Genomic DNA, 18,036 nt, shown 5'->3' with positions numbered 1-18,036 from the left:
TGAAAAGACAGGATGCTCCATACGCGCAGCCAATCTTTTCAGCCTTCTTTTCTGGCGATGCACCGCTTGCACAGCCAGAAAGACTACGTAAAGTAAGCCGTGATTTCACTCTGAAATCACGGCTTATTTATGAGGGGGTACTGCATCCCGGCCTGATTTACCCAATGACCCTGCTACCAGTATGATACATAATTCATTAAAGGCTTTGTTGCTGTTGGGTATAGTTGCCGCGCAGCCCGCCGCCGCGCAGGTGCGCCTGCCGCGCCTGGTGAGCGACGGGATGGTGCTGCAGCGCGAACAGCCGGTGCGTATTTGGGGCTGGGCCGCGAAAGGGGAGAAGGTGAGCGTGGCTTTTCAGGGCAAAACCTACCAGGCTACCACCGGCCCCGATGGGCAGTGGCGCGTGACACTGCCGGCCATGAAAGCGGGCGGACCCTACCAGTTAGACATAAAGGCCAGCAATGCACTGAGCGTGAAGGATATTCTGGTCGGGGATGTATGGCTCTTGTCGGGGCAGTCGAACATGGAGACGCCCATGAGCCGCCTGCGCGACAAGTACCCCACCGTTATTGCCGAGGCGGCCAACCCCCGCATCCGGCAGTACGAGGTGCCCCTGACCTACGCCTTCCAGAAGCCCCGTACCGATGTAACCGGGGGCAAGTGGATTGCCGCCGACCCGCAAACCGTGCTGCAGTTCTCGGGCGTGGGCTACTTCTTCGCCAAGGAAATCAACGCCAAGTACCAGGTGCCGGTGGGCCTAATCAAGGATGCCGTGGGCGGCTCCCCGGCCGAAGCCTGGCTGAGCGCCGACGCCCTGCGCCAATTCCCCGCCTACGAGCAGCAGGGCGCCAAGTACAAGGACAGCGCAATGGTAGCCAGCATCAAGCAGCGCGAAAGCGCCGCCGTAGCCGACTGGTACCGGCGCCTCTACCAGGCCGACCAGGGGGAAGCCCGGGGCCAGCAGAAATGGTCGGCGCCCGGGTACGATGCCAGCGGCTGGGCCACCATGAGCGTGCCCGGCTACTGGGCCTCGCAAACACCCCTGGGCCCGGTGAACGGGGTAGTGTGGTTTCGGAAGGAAGTGGAGGTGCCCGCCGGCATGGTAGGGCAGCCTGCCCGCCTGGAGCTGGGCACCCTGGTGGATGCCGACTCTACCTACATCAACGGGCAGCTGGTGGGCACCACGGGCTACCAGTACCCGCCCCGCAAGTACGAGGTGAAGCCCGGCGTACTGAAAAGCGGGAAGAACGTGATTACCGTGCGCCTGATCAACAACGGCGGGCGCGGCGGCTTTACCCTCGATAAGCAGTACCAGCTCACGGCCGGCGGCCAGACCCTGGATTTGCGCGGGCCCTGGCAGTACAAGCTGGGCGCTACCCTGCCGCCCACGCCGGGCACTACCACGTTCCAGTACCAGCCCGGCGGCCTGTTCAACGGCATGATTGCGCCGGTGCTGCCCTACGCCATCAAGGGCGTGCTCTGGTACCAGGGCGAATCGAACGCCGGGCGCCCCCAGGACTACGAAGCCCTGATGACCAGCCTGATTCAGGACTGGCGCAAGCAGTTTCAGCAGCCCGCGTTGCCTTTCCTGTACGTGCAGCTGGCCAACTTTATGGCCGTGAAGCCGGAGCCCGGTGAGAGTGGCTGGGCCGCCGTGCGCGACGCCCAGCGCCGCACCCTGGCCGTGCCGTACACCGGCATGGCCGTTATTACCGACGCCGGCGAGTGGAACGACATCCACCCCCTGGACAAGCAAACGCCCGGTCATCGCCTGGCCCTGGCCGCCCAAAAAGTGGCCTACGGCGAGAAAAAGGTAGTGGCCTCGGGGCCGCTCTACCAAACCATGCAAGTCAATGGCAACAAGGCTACGCTACGCTTCTCCAGCGTGGGTAGCGGCCTGGTAGCCAAGGGAGGCGAACCGCTGAAATATTTTGCCGTAGCCGGGCCCGACAAGAAGTTTGTGTGGGCCCAGGCCCGGATTGAAGGCAACACCGTGGTGGTCTGGAACGAGGCCGTGCCTACGCCCGTAACCGTGCGCTACGCCTGGGCCGATAACCCCGAGGGCGCCAACCTCTACAACAAAGAAGGCCTGCCCGCCTCCCCATTTCAGGCCAACGCATCGGCCGCGGCACCGGCCCAATAAGCCCTGCTCCTCACTCCCGCTGCTACCCTATTTGCCAGTTTAAACCGCGCTTTTAGTGCCCCGGCGAAAGTCCGGGTCGGCTTTCTTTCCTGGCTCCGCGAAGCCCTGGTATTCCGGTGGCCCTGCCACCGCTTTGCGCCATCGGCTCCTCCTTTCCACCCTTCCCACCGCATGAAAAAACGTCTACTCGTATCGGGTTTGCTGGCCTGCCTGGGCCTGCCCACGGTACAGGCCCAACAAGCCCCGGCCGCCTACCTCGACCCTCGCCAGCCCATCAACGTGCGGGTGCGGGACCTGATTTCGCGCCTTACCCTGGAGGAAAAGGCCGATCAGATGATGTACAACAGCAAGGCCATCGAGCGGCTCAACATCCCGGCGTACAACTGGTGGAACGAGGCCCTGCACGGGGTAGGGCGGGCCGGCGCCGCCACGGTGTTCCCGCAGGCCATCGGGCTGGGCGCTACCTTCGATGATGACCTAGCCCTGCGCGTTTCCACGGCCATTTCCGACGAAGCCCGGGCCATGTACAACGCCGCCGTGGCCAAGGGCTACCGCCAGCAGTACAGCGGCCTCACGTTCTGGACGCCCAACATCAACATCTTCCGCGACCCGCGCTGGGGTAGGGGGCAGGAAACCTACGGCGAAGACCCCACCCTCACGGGCCGCCTGGGGGTAGCCTTTGTAAAGGGCCTGCAGGGCCCCGACCCCCAGCACCTGAAAGTGGCGGCCTGCGCCAAGCACTTTGCCGTGCACAGCGGCCCCGAGAAGCTGCGCCACGAGTTCAACGCCGTAGCCTCGCCCCAGGATTTGCAGGAAACCTACCTGCCTGCTTTCAAGCAACTGGTTGATGCCAACGTGGAGGCTGTGATGTGCGCCTACAACGCCACCAACGGGGAGCCCTGCTGTGGCAACCAGTACCTGCTTCAGGACGTGCTGCGCAAGCAGTGGGGCTTCAAGGGCCACATCGTGTCGGACTGCTGGGCGCTGGTGGACTTTTACAAGGGACACAACGTGGTAAAAACGCCCGCCGAAGCCGCCGCCCTGGCCCTGGAGCGGGGCGTGAACCTGAACTGCGGCAGCGTGTACCCGTCTTTGCCCGAAGCGGTGCAGAAAGGCCTCACTACCGAAGCCAAAATGGACAGCTCCCTGGCCATTCTGCTGCGCACCAAGTTCAAGCTGGGCCTGTTTGATGCCCCCGGCAGCAGCCCCTACGATAAGCTTTCCGCCGACGTCATCAACAGCCCCCAGCACCGCGCCCTGGCCCGCGAGGCAGCCCAGAAGTCCATTGTGCTGCTGAAAAATAACGGTGTGCTACCCCTGCGCAAGGACCTGGCCAAGTACTTCGTGACGGGCCCTAACGCCGCCAACCTCGATGCCCTGCTGGGCAATTACTACGGCGTAAACCCCGAGATGAAAACCATTCTGGAAGGCTTGGTAGCCGGCGTAAGCCCCGCCAGCCAGATGCAGTACCGCCCCGGCGCCCTGCTCGACCGGCCCAACCAGAACGGCGTGGACTGGGTCAGTGGCACGGCCCGCACCTCCGACGCTACATTTGTGGTGCTGGGCATCAATGGGTTGCTGGAAGGGGAGGAGGGCGAGTCCATTGCCTCGCCCTCGTTCGGCGACCGGCTTGATTACAACCTGCCCCAAAACCAGATTGATTTCCTGCGCGGCCTGCGCAAAAACAACACTCAGCCCCTGGTGGCCATCATCACCGGCGGCAGCCCCATGAACCTGGCCGAGGTGCACGAGCTCTGCGATGCCGTGGTGCTGGCCTGGTACCCCGGCGAGGAAGGCGGCAACGCCATTGCCGACATCGTGTTCGGCAAGGTCTCGCCCTCCGGTAAGCTGCCCATCACCTTCCCCAAGAGCCTCGACCAGCTGCCCGCCTACGAAAGCTATGGCATGCTGGGCCGCACCTACCGCTACATGAACGCTGAGCCGATGTATCCCTTTGGTTACGGCCTGAGCTACGCCAAATTCGAGTACAGTGGCTTGAAACTGCCGAAGCGGGTAGCGAAAAACAAGCCCGTGGAAGTGGAAGCCACTGTGCGCAACACCGGTAAAATGGCCGGCGAGGAAGTGGTGCAGCTCTACCTCACGCACACCCCGCGCCAGGGCCAGCAGATTCCGCGCTACGCCCTCAAAAACTTCCGCCGCGTGCAGCTTCAGCCCGGCGCCAGCACCACCGTCAAGTTTACCCTCACGCCTGCTCAGCTTGCCCTTATTGATGCCCAAGGTAGAAGCGTAGCGCCCACCGCCCCCGTAACCATTGCCGTGGGCGGCGCCCTCCCCTCGGCCCGCAGCCAAACCCTGGGGGCCAGCCCACCTGCTACGGGCACGCTAGCCGTGCGGTAAGTGCCCGTTAACATCGGTCATCAGGCAGAGACGCAGCCGAACCACAGGTCGCCGCAGGCAAGCATCTCGCCCGGTAGAACAGCACTATCGGAAGTCGTACTCCATACCCAGAACGTGTCCTGCTTGATCTAGCGTCCGCGCAGCCGAAGAATTCAGCCTCTGGCTAATCAAAGAGGGTAGCAACGGAGCGGTAACGCTGCTTCGGCTACGGCTGCACCCCCTGGCTTCATGCGCCACATGCTCAGCAGGCCAACGGACCTGCCCTGGCAACCAGGCCAGAAAGATGCGGCCAGCAGCACCGTCGCGCAGTCTGATTCCTCTGCGCTACCCCTATTCAATGCCCCTTCTCCTCAACCACTTCACTCTTTTCCTTTCTCTTCCTCTCCGTGCAATTCGAACTAAGTTTTCTGGACTACGCCATCATCGTCGGGTACTTCCTGATTGTGTTTGCTATTGGCTTCTACTTCGCCCGCAAGGAGCGCACCAGCACCGAGTATTTCCTGGCCGGGCGGCACGTGGGCTGGTTTGCGGTGGGCGCTTCGCTGTTTGCTTCCAACATCTCCACGGAGCACTTCATTGGGCTGTCGGGCACGGGGTACGCCTCGGGTTTGGCGGTGGGCAACTTTGAGTGGTCGGCCAGTATCTGCCTCCTGATTCTGGGGTGGGTGTTCGTGCCGTTCTACCTGAAATCGGGGGTGTTCACCATGCCCGAGTTTCTGGAGCGGCGCTACAGCTCCACCAGCCGCTGGTACCTGAGCACGGTGTCCATCATTGCCTATGTGATGACCAAGATTTCTGTGCACTTGTTTGCGGCCGGCATTCTGCTCAAGCAGGTAATGGGCTGGGATATGTACACCTCCAGCATTCTGCTGGTGGTAGCCACGGGCATCTACACTATTGCCGGCGGCATGAGCGCCGTTATCTACACCGAGCTGATTCAAACGTTTATCCTGCTCATCGGGGCCATTGCCCTGACGTGGCTGGGCCTCGACAAGGTAGGCGGCTGGCAGGAGCTGGTGGCCTCGGTGCCGGCCGGGCACATGGAGATGTTCAAGCCCATGTCGGACCCCGAGTTTCCCTGGACCGGTGTCATCATTACGCCCTACATCGTGGGCATCTGGTACTGGTGCACCGACCAGAGCATTGTGCAGCGCGTGCTGGCCGCCAAGAACATCGACCAGGCCAAGTCGGGCACCGTATTCGCCGGCTTCCTCAAGATTCTGCCCGTGTTCATCCTCATCCTGCCCGGCCTAATTGCTTACGCCCTCCAGCACAAGGGCCTGCTCCTGCCCGGCCAAACCATTCAGCCCAACGACGTGTACCCGGTGCTGGTAAAAGCCCTGCTGCCGGTGGGCTTCCGCGGCCTGATTGTGGCTTCCTTGCTGGCCGCCCTGATGGCCTCGCTGGCCGCCTGCTTCAACTCGGCCTCCACGCTGATGACCATTGACATCTACCAGAAGTTTGTGCCCCAGGCCCCCGAAAAAAAGCTGGTGCGTTTTGGGCAGTATTCCACGGTAGCGCTGGTGTTTATCAGCCTGTTGTGGGTGCCCATCGTGAACAAGCTTTCCAGCCAGCTTTTCCTCTACCTGCAAAGCGTGCAGAGCTACATTTCGCCGCCCATTGCCTGCGTGTTCCTGGTGGGCCTGCTCTGGCCGAAAGCCAATGCCAAGGGCTCAGCGGTGGTGCTCTGGACGGGGTTTGCCCTGGGCATGGCCCGCTTCATCCTCGAAATCATTCATAAGAGCAGCCCTTTCACCAACCCCGTGTTGCGCAGCCTTATCGAGATGAACTTCATGCACTTCGCCATTCTGCTCTTCCTCGTGTCCATCTTCCTGCTGATTGTGGTGAGCTTGGCCACGGCCCCGCCGCCGGCCGAGAAGGTGAACGGCCTCACGTTCAAGTACGCCGGCAACGTGGGCGAAATGCAGGAATACCAGATTGAGCGCCCGGCCCACCGCCGCCGCAATGTGGTGGCCTCTGTGCTGCTGCTGCTCATGCTAGCGGTGCTCTGGCTCGTTTTCTCGTAACCCAACTGCTTACCCGGTGGCAGCCCCCAACTGCCACCGGCTCTTTTTCTGCCTGCCAGCACCACGGGCCTCACACTACCCGCGGATGCTGTTTCCAAACACCCACTTTTCTCTTTTATCATGTTCAACACCTCTACTCTTTTTGCCGGAACGCTGCTGGCCTTGCTCAGCAGCCAGGCCGCCTGGGCGCAGAACGCACCCGTGGTGCAGCAAGCCGAAACGGGCACCCTGGGCGCCGACTGGACCAGCCCCACCCAAGCGGGCGTGCAGTACGTGACCGTGACGCCCACGGCCACCATCAACGCCCAGAACCCCGGCACGGCAGCCCGCATCATTACCTACTCCGTGACGTTTCCGGGGGCCGGCTCCTACGACCTGTACGCCCGCGTGCGGGTAGGGGCCGCCGCCGCCAACGACGACAGCTTCTACTACGGCAACGGCTTTGGAACCAAGCTGCCCGCCGACGATACCAACTGGATTACCGTCAACCAGTTGAACTCCGTGGGCTATACCAGCGGCAACGTAGCCGTGGACGGAGCGGGCGGAGCCACGAACAACGTGTGGAAGTGGATCAACCTCTCGAAGTTTAACGGGGGCGAAGCGCCTATTAACTTCACGGTGGCGGCCGGCAGCCTCACCCAGACGTTCCAGATAGGAGCCCGGGAAGACGGCCTGGACATTGATAAGCTGGTGTTTGGCGCTACCGGGCTCTACTTCACCGTGGCCAACCTCGATGCCGGAACCCAGGGCTCCACCACGCCGCCCGTCACGTTTACGCCTACCGGTCCGGCGTTGGCAGCAGGCAAATCTAAGTTTCTGGGCGGAGTGTACAGCCAGCCGCAGAAGCCTTTCTTCAACGCCTACTTCAACCAGGTGACGCCCGAAAATGCCGGCAAATGGGGTAGTGTGGAAGGCACCCGCAACCAGATGAACTGGACCGAGCTGGACTCGGCCTATGCCCTGGCCAAAACGAAAGGCTACCCCTTCAAGATGCACACTCTCATCTGGGGGCAGCAACAGCCCGTCTGGATTGAAACCCTGCCTCCTGCCGAGCAGCTGGCCGAAATTACGGAGTGGTTTGCCGCCGTGGCCCAGCGTTACCCCAACCTCGACCAGATTGAGGTTGTAAACGAAGCGACCAACGACCTGCCCTTAAACGGCTCCACCGGCCCCAACGGCCCGAACACGCCCGGCAGCGGCGCCGGCAACTACTACGAAGCCCTGGGCGGTGCCGGTACCACCGGCTGGGACTGGGTCATCAAGTCGTTTCAGCTGGCCCGGCAGTATTTCCCCAACGCTCAGCTCTTAATCAATGATTATGGCGTAATCACCAGCAACGCCAACGCCCAGCGCTACCTGGGCATCATCAACCTGCTCAAAGACCGCAACCTGGTGGATGGGGTAGGAATTCAGGGCCACGCCTTCGAAACCCGCAACATTCCGGCTGCTACCCTACAGGCCAACCTCGATGTATTGGCTTCAGCCGGTAAGCCGCTCTACATCACGGAGCTGGATATTGATGGCGTGAACTCCTCCAACCAGCTCGACGATGCCGTGCAGCTGGCCGAGTATCAGCGCGTATTTCCTACCCTCTGGACGCACCCGGCCGTGAAAGGTATTACCCTGTGGGGTTACCGGCCCGGCCACTGGCGCACGGCCCAGGGCGCCTACCTCGCCAATGCCGACAATACGGAGCGCTCGGCCCTGGCCTGGCTGCGTACTTACGTGCGGGCCACTGTGCTTAGCAGCAAAGCCGCGCAGGCCTCCAACGTGCGGGTGTACCCCAACCCCGCCACCGATGGCCGCGTTACCCTCAGCGGCCTGACGCAAGCTGCCCAGGTACGGGTACTGGATCTGCAGGGCCGGGTAGTGCAGCAGTTCAGCGCCAAAGCTTCGCCTTATCAAGAACTGCACCTTGCCGTGGCACCCGGGTTGTACATAGTGCAGGTAGGGGAAAGTGGGCAATTACTTTCCTATAAAGTGCTGCTACAGTAAATTTTCGATAAATAGAACTATGTTTAAAAGAGGGCGGGAAGTAGCAAGCTACACCTGCCCTCTCTTATTTTACCTATTCAAAGATAATCTGCGAAAATAAAATTATCGACTATTGCCTATCGAAACCGTTTTCGGAAACGTTTTCGGTATTTTTATTTGGAAATAAGCCTGTTACAAGGGTTTTGGTAGTGGTTTTCGGAAAAGGCATTGGTGTATATTCGAGAGCGAAACGATAAACAAGCCCTAAATGCGCTACCGTGGTTGCCCTATAGATAGGTGATTTCGGTAGCTGATATAATAGGATTTTTTAAAGTGAGCTTACCGGTTTTGCCGCCGGCTGTTGCCTCCCACGCTGCTACCTAGGTAGCCCTCCTGAACTCCCACTCGCATGAACTACCTGCTCGGGTACGATATCGGCAGCTCCTCTATTAAAGTAGCCCTGCTCGATGCCGATTCTGGCCGCTGCCTGGCCAGCGTCACCTCTCCTAAAAAGGAAATGGAAATACTGGCGCCGCTGGCAAGTTGGGCCGAGCAGCGTCCGGAGCGGTGGTGGCAGGAGGTAGTGAATGCGACCCACGAGCTAAAGCAGGCCTATGGTTTCGATGCCACGCAGGTAGCCGGCATTGGCATTACTTACCAGATGCACGGCCTTGTACTGGTAGACAAGAACGGCCATGTGCTGCGGCCCGCCATTATTTGGTGCGACAGCCGCGCCGTGGAGTACGGCAACCAAGCGTTTGAGGGGCTGGGGGAGGAGTACTGCCTGCAAAACCTGCTGAACTCGCCCGGCAACTTCACAGCCTCCAAGCTCAAGTGGGTAAAGGAAAACGAGCCCGCCATTTTCGAGCAGATCCACAAAATTCAGCTGCCCGGCGACTTTATTGCCTTCCAGATGACCGGTCGCCTGTGCACCACGGTGTCGGGTTTGTCGGAAGGGGTGTTCTGGAATTTCCGGGAGCAGGCCATTGCCCAGGACTTGCTGGACTTCTACGGCATCAGCCGCGACTTGCTGCCCGAGGTAGTTGATACCTTCGCCGAGCAGGGTCGCCTGACGCCCGAAGCGGCTCAGGAGCTGGGCCTGCACGCCGGGACGCCTATTGCCTACCGCGCCGGCGACCAACCCAACAACGCCTTCTCCCTTAATGTGCTACAGCCCGGCGAAATTGCCGCTACGGCCGGTACCTCGGGGGTAGTATATGGCATCAGCGACCAGCCGGTGGTAGATGCCCGCTCCCGCGTGAATGCCTTTGTGCACGTGAACAGCACCCCAGCCCAGCCCCGCAACGGCATGCTGCTGTGCGTAAACGGCACCGGCATTCTGAACAGCTGGCTCCGCAAGGTAGTGGGCGAGCTTCCCTACGACGAGATGAACCAGCTGGCAGCGCAAGCCCCGGTAGGGGCGGAGGGGCTGCAATTCCTGCCCTTCGGCAACGGCGCCGAGCGGGTGCTGGAAAATCGCCCCACCACCGCTGAGCTGCGCGGCCTCAGCTTCAACATTCACGGCCGAAGCCATGTGCTGCGCGCCGCCCAGGAAGGCATCGTCTTCGCCCTGAACTACGGCATGGACATCATGCGCGAGTCGGGGGTGCAGGTGCGCAAGGTGCGCGCCGGTAACGCCAACATGTTCCTGAGCCCGGTGTTCCGCGAGGCCTTCGTGAACAGCGGCAACGTGGAGCTGGAGCTCTACAACACCGATGCGGCTCAGGGCGCGGCTCGCGGCGCCGGCATCGGGGTAGGCCTCTACGCCAGCCCCACCGAAGCATTTAGCGGCCTGGAGCGCATCCTGACCCTGGAGCCTACCCCTGCCCTGCAGGAGCAATACCACTCGGCTTATGCCCGCTGGCATGAGGCCCTCACCCAACAAATTCTTTCACCTACCACTACTTCCCACCATGTCGCTCAGCACGCTTTCTAAGACGGAGTACTTCAAGGGCATCGATACCATCAAGTTTGAAGGCCGTGAGTCGGACAACCCGCTGGCATTCAAATGGTACGATGAGAACCGCATGGTAGCCGGCAAGACGATGAAGGAGCACCTGCGCTTCGCCATCTCGTACTGGCACACCTTCACCGGCACCGGCGGCGACCCATTTGGCCCCGGTACTAAGCAGTTTTCCTGGGATGCTCAGGGCGACATTCTGGGCCGCGCCCACGACAAGATGGACGCTGCGTTCGAGTTCTTCACCAAGCTCGGCACGCCCTACTACTGCTTCCACGACATCGACCTGGTAGACGAAGGCTCCTCCTTGCGCGAGTACGAAAGCAACCTGCAGCGCATTGTAGAGTACGCCAAGCAGAAGCAGCAGGAAACCGGCATTAAGCTGCTGTGGGGCACGGCCAACGTGTTTTCGAACCCGCGCTATATGAACGGCGCTTCTACCAACCCCGATTTCGCGGTGGTAGCCCACGCCGGTACTCAGGTGCTGAATGCGCTGGACGCGACGATTGCCCTGAACGGCGAAAACTACGTGTTCTGGGGTGGCCGCGAAGGCTACATGACCCTGCTCAACACCAACATGAAGCGCGAGCTGGAGCACATGGGCCGCTTCCTGACCATGGCCCGCGACTATGCCCGCAAGCAGGGCTTCCAGGGCAAGTTCTTCATTGAGCCCAAGCCCGCCGAGCCTACCAAGCACCAGTACGACTTCGACGCTGCTACTGTAATTGGCTTCCTGAAGGAGTACGGCCTGCAGGACGACTTCATGCTGAACCTGGAAGTAAACCACGCCACCCTGGCCGGCCATACCTTCGAGCACGAGCTACAGGTAGCCTACAACGCCAACATGCTGGGCAGCATCGATGCTAACCGCGGCGACTACCAGAACGGCTGGGACACCGACCAGTTCCCCAACAACATCAACGAGCTGACCGAAGCCATGCTCATCATTCTGGAGAATGGTGGCATTACCCCCGGCGGCATCAACTTCGACGCAAAAACGCGCCGCAACTCCACCGACCTGGAGGACATCTTCGTGGCCCACATCGGCGGCATGGATACCTTCGCCCGTGCCTTGGTGGTAGCCAACGACATCCTGGAGAAATCGGCCTACCGCAAGTTCCGCACCGAGCGCTACGCCTCGTTTGACTCGGGTGAGGGTGCTGCCTTCGAGAAAGGCCAGCTAACCCTGGAAGACCTGCGCCGCATTGCCCACGAGCACGGCGAGCCGACCCTGCGCAGCGGCAAGCAGGAGTGGCTGGAAAACATCATTAACCAGTACATCTAAGCGACCTTACAAACGAAACTGGCCGGCCTTCCTAAGGGCGTGGGAACCCAAGGGGGAAAGGTCGGCCAGGATCGTTTGTTGCTTGTACCGGAAAATACAGAACGTCATGCTGAGCTTGTCGAACCGAAGGTCGGCATAGCCAAGCATCTCTACCACTTCGCTGGGGTGTATCCTAACGAAGCCGGTAGAGATGCTTCGGCAAGCTCAGCATGACGTTTTTTTGTGCCTGATCTTTCCCACGGTTTCCTACCTCCCGCCCATGTTCCAACCTTTCTCTCAACCTTTCTCCCTACCCCGCCTGTTGCGCCAAACCCTCGGCCTGGCTACTGGCCTGGTCCTGATAACGGCTGCTCCAACAGAGGCCCAAACCATCCCCGTAACCGTGCAGCCCGGCGACCCGAAAGTCGTCATCAGCAAGCACATTTACGGGCACTTTGCCGAGCACCTGGGCCGGTGTATTTACGACGGCTTTTGGGTGGACGAAAAGCTGAACGTACCCAAGCAGGGCCGCATTCGGATGGATATTGTGGAGGCCCTGCGCAAGATTAAGGTGCCTAACCTGCGCTGGCCCGGCGGCTGCTTTGCCGATACCTACCACTGGCGCGACGGGGTAGGGCCCGTGGCCCAGCGCCCCAAAATGCTGAACATGTGGTGGGGCAACAACCTGGAGGACAATTCCTTCGGTACCCACGAGTTTCTGGAGCTGTGCAAGCTGCTGAATACCGAGCCCTACCTGGCGGCTAACGTGGGCAGCGGCACAGTGCAGGAAATGGCCGGCTGGATGGAGTACCTCAACTCCAACGACGACACCCCGCTAGTACTGGAGCGCCGCAAAAACGGACATGCGGAGCCCTACGGCGTGTCGTGGTGGGGCATTGGCAACGAAAGCTGGGGCTGCGGCGGCAACATGACAGCCGAGTACTATACCGACGTGTACAAGCGCTACGCCACCTTCGCCCACAGCTACCCTGCCTCGCCGCCCCTCAAGAAAATCGTGAGCGGGGCCAACGGCGACGATGCCCACTGGACGGAGACGTGCATGAAGAACATCCCGCTCAATCAGATGTGGGGCCTGACCCTGCACCAGTACACCCTGCCCACCGGTAGCTGGACGGGCAGCAAGGGCAAGGCCACTGGCTTCGATGAGCAGCAGTACTTTAACACCTTGCGCAACTGCCTGAAAATGGATGCCGTGGTAACCAAGCACGCCGCCATCATGGACAAGTACGACAAGGACAAGAAGGTAGCGCTGCTGGTGGATGAGTGGGGCGTATGGACCGACGTGGAACCGGGCACTAACCCGGGTCACCTATACCAGCAAAACACCCTCCGCGACGCCCTGGTGGCAGGTACTACCCTCAACATTTTCAACAACCACGCCGACCGGGTGCGCGGCGCCAACTTGGCCCAGGCCGTGAACGTGTTGCAGGCCCTCGTCCTGACCGACAAGGAGCGGATGCTGCTCACGCCCACCTACCACGTCTTCGATCTGTACCAGGTGCACCAGGATGCCCAGCTGCTGCCCCTGCAGTTTACCAGCCCTGACTACGTGCTGAATGGCGAAAAACTGCCAGCCCTGAACGCTTCGGCCTCACGCGCCGCCAACGGTGCTGTGCACATTTCCCTGGTAAACCTCGATACAAGAAAGAGCCAGAAGCTGGAAACCACCCTACCCGGCGTCAGCTGGAAAACCGTGTCGGGCCGCATCCTCACCTCTGGTAACGTAGCCGACCACAACACCTTCGACAAGCCCAACAACGTGAAGCTGGCCGCCTTCAATGGCGCCCGCAAGCGCGGCGACAAGCTGAGCGTGGAAGTACCCCCGCAGTCGGTGCTGGTGCTGGAAGTAAAGTAAGTATTCTTTGAGGCAGCGGCGGCGTGCGCCCGGCTGCCAAATCACTCAGAACCGATTTATGAAACCTCAGAAAGCACTCGTGTGCCTTGTGCTAGCCGGCCTTGGTCTCGGCTTTGGGCCCAAAGCGGACCAGCCTTTGAAGGATGCCTTCAAAAAGGATTTCTACGTGGGCGCTGCCCTCAACTACCGCCAGATAAGCGGTCAGGACGCCAAGTCGATGACGTTGGTTAAGCAGCAGTTCAACACCATTAGCCCTGAAAATCTGCTTAAGTGGGAAGCCGTGCACCCGAAACCGGACACGTACAACTTCAAGCCCGCCGATGACTACGTGGCCTTTGGGCAGCAAAACAAGATGTTCACCATTGGCCACACCCTGATGTGGCACCAGCAAACCCCTAAGTGGGTGTTCGAGGATGCTGAGGGCAAACCCGCCAGCCGGGAGCTGCTGCTGAAGCGGCTGGAGGAGCATATCAACACGGTGGTGGGGCGCTACAAAGGCAAAATTGCCGGCTGGGACGTGGTGAACGAAGCCATCGACGACCAGCAGGGTGACCTGCGCAAAACCAAGTGGCTGGAAATCCTCGGGGAGGATTTTGCCGCCAAGGCCTTTGAGTATGCCCACAAGGCTGACCCCAAAGCGCAACTCTACTACAACGACTACAGCCTCTACCGTCCCGAAAAGCGGGCGGGCGTCATCAAGCTGGTCAAGAGCCTGCAGGCGAAAGGCATCAAGGTGGACGCCATTGGTATGCAGGGGCACTACGGTCTAACCAAGCCCAGCCTGGAGCAAGTGGAAGCCAGCATCGTGGCCTTCTCGCAGTTAGGATGTAAGGTCAATTTCACGGAGCTGGACATCGACGTGCTGCCCAACCCCAGCCGCCGCCAGGGCGCCGACATTGCCGAAACCTTCGCGGCCGATGCCAAATACAACGTGTACACCAACGGCCTGCCTGATTCGGTGCAGCAGCAACTGACCAAACGCTACGCCGACCTGTTTGCCCTGTTTCACAAGCACCGCGACGTTATCGACCGGGTTACGTTATGGGGCGTGACCGACGCCGACTCCTGGCTAAACGACTGGCCTATCCGTGGCCGTACGAGCTACCCTTTGCTGTTTGACCGCAATTTCCAGCCAAAGCCAGCGGTTAAGGCAGTGCTACAGGCGAGCAAGTAAGCTAGAATCAGAGGCGCTACCGGTTGCTGACGCGGCAGAATGTTGAACACTCGCTGCCGTAGCCACAGTTGCCGGATCAGTTTAATTTCATCTTCCAGATTATTCGATGTCGTTTCCATCCATCAATAGGTTGACCCGCTTCCCGCTCGCCCTACTGCTGCTCTTACTGGCCTACACGCAAAGCTGGGCCGACACCCCGACTGGCTTAGGTGAGCAATATGTTTCTGCTAGGAAGAGCAAAGGCAGCTTTGCCTTGGCCGCTTCCGGCAAGGTAGCGCCACTCTACGCCAGCGCCCAGGATTGGCCCGGCGTGTTGCGCGCCGCCCGGGATTTGCAGGCTGACGTGCAGCGGGTTACCAAAAATCAGCCTACCCTAACGACTGACCAGGCCCCCAAAGGCAAAGAAGTAGTACTGATTGGCACCCTGGGCAAAAGTCCGCTGATTGATGGGCTGGTGAAAGCCGGCAAGCTTGATGCCTCAGCCCTGACGGGCAAGTGGGAAACGTTTGTGGTGCAGACCGTGGACAAGCCGATGGCGGGCGTGGACCGGGCCTTGGTAATTGCTGGCAGTGACAAGCGCGGCACCATCTACGGCATCTATGATGTGTCGCAGCAGATGGGGGTGTCGCCGTGGTACTGGTGGGCCGATGTGCCGGTGAAGGAGCAGAAGTCGCTGTATGTAGCGGCGGGTCGCCATTCGCAGGGTGAGCCGAAGGTGAAATACCGGGGCATCTTCCTCAACGATGAGGCACCGGCCCTGAGCGGCTGGGCCAAGGAGAAGTTCGGGGGTATCAACTCGAAGATGTACGTGCATGTGTTTGAGCTGATTCTGCGCCTGAAGGGTAACTACCTGTGGCCTGCTATGTGGGGCAACGCCTTCAACGACGACGATAAGCAAAGCCCCGTGCTGGCCGACGAGTACGGCGTGGTGATGGGTACTTCTCACCACGAGCCCATGGTGCGCGCTCAGCAGGAGTGGAAGCGCTTCGGCTCGGGCCCCTGGAACTACCAGACCAACCAGAAAACGCTGGAAAATTTCTGGCGCCAGGGCATCGTGAACATGGGTACCAAGGAAAGCATTGTGACCATTGGCATGCGCGGTGACGGCGACGAGCCCATGAGTGAGGAAAGCAACATCTCGTTGCTGGAGCGCATCGTGGCCGACCAGCGCAAGATTCTGGCCGAAGCCACCGGCAAGCCCGCCGACCAGACGCCTCAGCTTTGGGCCCTCTACAAGGAAGTGCAGGACTACTACGACCGGGGCATGCGCGTGCCCGACGACGTGACGCTGCTTCTGTGCGATGATAACTGGGGCAACGTCCGCAAGCTGCCCAAGCTTGGCGAGAAGCCCCGTAGCGGCGGCTACGGCATCTACTACCACTTCGATTACGTAGGTGGCCCGCGTAACTACAAGTGGCTGAACACGAATCCGCTACCCCGCATCTGGGAGCAAATGCACCTGGCCCACGAGTACGGCGCCAACCAGATCTGGATTGTGAACGTGGGCGACCTCAAGCCCATGGAGTTGCCCATCAGCTTCTTCCTGGATTATGCCTGGAACCCCGACCAGATTAAGGCTACCGACGTGGCCGCCTACACCCAACGCTGGGCCGCGGAGCAGTTCGGGGAGAAATACTCCGCCGATATTGCCGACATCCTGGCCAAGTACGCCAAGTACAACGCCCGCCGCAAGCCCGAGCTGCTCGACCAGAAAACCTACAGCCTGGCTACCGGCGAGTGGGCCACCGTGGTAGCCGACTATAACCAACTGCTCACCCGCGCCGAAGCCATCAACCAGAAGATTCCGGCCGCCTCCCGCGACGCCTACTACCAACTGGTGCTGCACCCGGTGCAGGCCTGCGCCAACCTCAACGAGTTGTACTACACCGTGGCCCTGAACCACGATGCCGCCCAGAAAGGCCAGGCCAACACCAAAGAGCTGGCCGAAAAAGCCCGAGCCCTCTACGCCAAGGATGCGGAAATTACGAAGCGCTACCATGCCCTGGCCGGGGGTAAGTGGAACCACATGATGGACCAGACCCACATCGGCTACACGTACTGGCAGCAGCCCAACGAGCAAAAAATGCCCGAGGTGAAAACTCTGGCTACTACCACTGCGGCCGCCGCCCCTGCGCCTACCCCCGCCGCCACGCCCAAGCCTGCCGCAGTATCCGGGGTGGGTTTTGTGGAGACGGATGGCTACGTGAGCATGGAGGCCGAGCACTACACCAAGGCTGTAAACGCCGGCTCCGTTACCTGGCAGCACCTGCCCGACCTGGGCCGAACCCTGGGCGCCATGACCACTTTCCCGGTAACGGCCACCGCGCAGGCCGCCCCCGGCGGTGAGTCGCCGCGGCTGGAGTACCAGATTACCCTGCAACAGGCTGGCCCCATCACGGTACACGCCTACCTGGCGCCTACCCTGAATTTTACCGGCGGGCCAGGCTTGCAGTACGCCGTGTCCATTGATGATGAAGCGCCCCAGCTCATTAACCTCCACACTGGCATGGTGGCCGATAATGGCAACCGCCCCTGGGAAAAGGCCGTGGCCGAGAGTATCATCATCAAAACCTCTCAGCACAACGTAACCGCCGCGGGCCCCCACACCGTGAAGTTTTGGCGCGTGGACCCTGGCGTGGTGCTGGAAAAGCTCGTCATCAGTCGGGGCACGCTGCCGGCCACCTACCTCGGCCCGCCGGAAAGTCCGGCGGCCGGGCCCGCCGCGGGCAAAGGCAGCGTAGGCCGCCGCTAGCATCTGTCCGTATCTTCTTCAACCCTGTTCGGCCCCGTGCCGGGCAGGGTTGTTTTTTACTACATACGACGTATTTCACTTGGTCGTCATACGGAGGGTGGCCGAACCACCTGTGTCAGGGCAGTTATTGCGTTGTGCACAGGTAGTTCGGCCACCCTCCGTATGACGCTCTTTTTATTTTGGCTTACAGCTCCTGCACCTTGCTACCTCTGCCTACTTCTCTTACAAGTGCCTGCCTCAACTTGACCCTGTGGAGTTGCAAAACAACGATGCTACCTCCGGCCGCAAGGGCGTAGAGAATATAGAGTAGCGTTGTTGTAGTACGTGAGTTGGATTAACTCTCTAGCACGGATATTTATTTTTGATCAGCACAATTTTGCAGTTGCATGCTGGGCAATAGAGTGAGTGTTGTGTTCGAAGAAAATCGTGTGTTTTAATTTTTTATAGAGTTTAATAACTGACGAGGTTGATTATTAAGCTTTGATTAAATAGTTAGTGCCCTACGTGT

The 18,036-nt window shown here is 60.4% G+C and carries 9 protein-coding genes; all 9 read left to right on the top strand.

Features of this window, described 5'->3' with window-relative positions; all coding sequences use genetic code 11:
* Positions 1-181 precede the first annotated feature (181 nt).
* The 9 genes from K3G63_RS07520 (at position 182) to K3G63_RS07480 (ending at position 17,528) form a co-directional block, all read left to right on the top strand.
* Positions 182-2,143, top strand: a complete 1,962-nt coding sequence (locus K3G63_RS07520) for a sialate O-acetylesterase (protein ID WP_220613434.1) — start codon at positions 182-184, stop codon at positions 2,141-2,143.
* A 171-nt stretch (positions 2,144-2,314) separates the two neighbouring features.
* Positions 2,315-4,501 carry a glycoside hydrolase family 3 N-terminal domain-containing protein gene (locus tag K3G63_RS07515; protein ID WP_220613433.1) on the top strand — a complete coding sequence of 729 codons (2,187 nt, stop codon included), beginning with the start codon at positions 2,315-2,317 and terminating at the stop codon, positions 4,499-4,501.
* A 386-nt stretch (positions 4,502-4,887) separates the two neighbouring features.
* Positions 4,888-6,528 (top strand): sodium:solute symporter, encoded by a 1,641-nt coding sequence (locus K3G63_RS07510; RefSeq protein WP_220613432.1) that lies wholly within the window; start codon positions 4,888-4,890, stop codon positions 6,526-6,528.
* A gap of 120 nt (positions 6,529-6,648) precedes the next feature.
* Positions 6,649-8,523: an endo-1,4-beta-xylanase gene (locus K3G63_RS07505; protein WP_220613431.1), complete on the top strand. Its 1,875-nt coding sequence runs from the start codon at positions 6,649-6,651 to the stop codon at positions 8,521-8,523.
* Positions 8,524-8,911: 388 nt separating this feature from the next.
* The gene (locus K3G63_RS07500) at positions 8,912-10,438 is read left to right on the top strand and encodes a xylulokinase (protein ID WP_220613430.1); all 1,527 of its coding nucleotides are present in this window, start codon (positions 8,912-8,914) and stop codon (positions 10,436-10,438) included.
* The gene (gene xylA / locus K3G63_RS07495) at positions 10,416-11,747 is read left to right on the top strand and encodes a xylose isomerase (RefSeq protein WP_220613429.1); all 1,332 of its coding nucleotides are present in this window, start codon (positions 10,416-10,418) and stop codon (positions 11,745-11,747) included. The genes K3G63_RS07500 and xylA overlap by 23 nt, the downstream gene beginning before the upstream one ends.
* Before the next feature lie 259 nt (positions 11,748-12,006).
* Positions 12,007-13,602, top strand: a complete 1,596-nt coding sequence (locus K3G63_RS07490; RefSeq protein WP_220613428.1) for an alpha-N-arabinofuranosidase — start codon at positions 12,007-12,009, stop codon at positions 13,600-13,602.
* 58 nt (positions 13,603-13,660) lie between these two features.
* On the top strand, positions 13,661-14,776 hold the full coding sequence (locus K3G63_RS07485; protein ID WP_220613427.1) for an endo-1,4-beta-xylanase: 1,116 nt from the start codon (positions 13,661-13,663) through the stop codon (positions 14,774-14,776).
* Between the two features lie 106 nt (positions 14,777-14,882).
* On the top strand, positions 14,883-17,528 hold the full coding sequence (locus K3G63_RS07480) for a glycosyl hydrolase 115 family protein (RefSeq protein WP_220613426.1): 2,646 nt from the start codon (positions 14,883-14,885) through the stop codon (positions 17,526-17,528).
* The last annotated feature ends 508 nt before the right edge of the window (positions 17,529-18,036 follow it).

Origin of the sequence: Hymenobacter sp. HSC-4F20 (genome assembly GCF_019599275.1) — a bacterium.
Classification (GTDB): domain Bacteria; phylum Bacteroidota; class Bacteroidia; order Cytophagales; family Hymenobacteraceae; genus Hymenobacter.
Note: the sequence above shows the minus strand (reverse complement) of the source record. Positions and strands in the feature narration are given on the sequence as shown.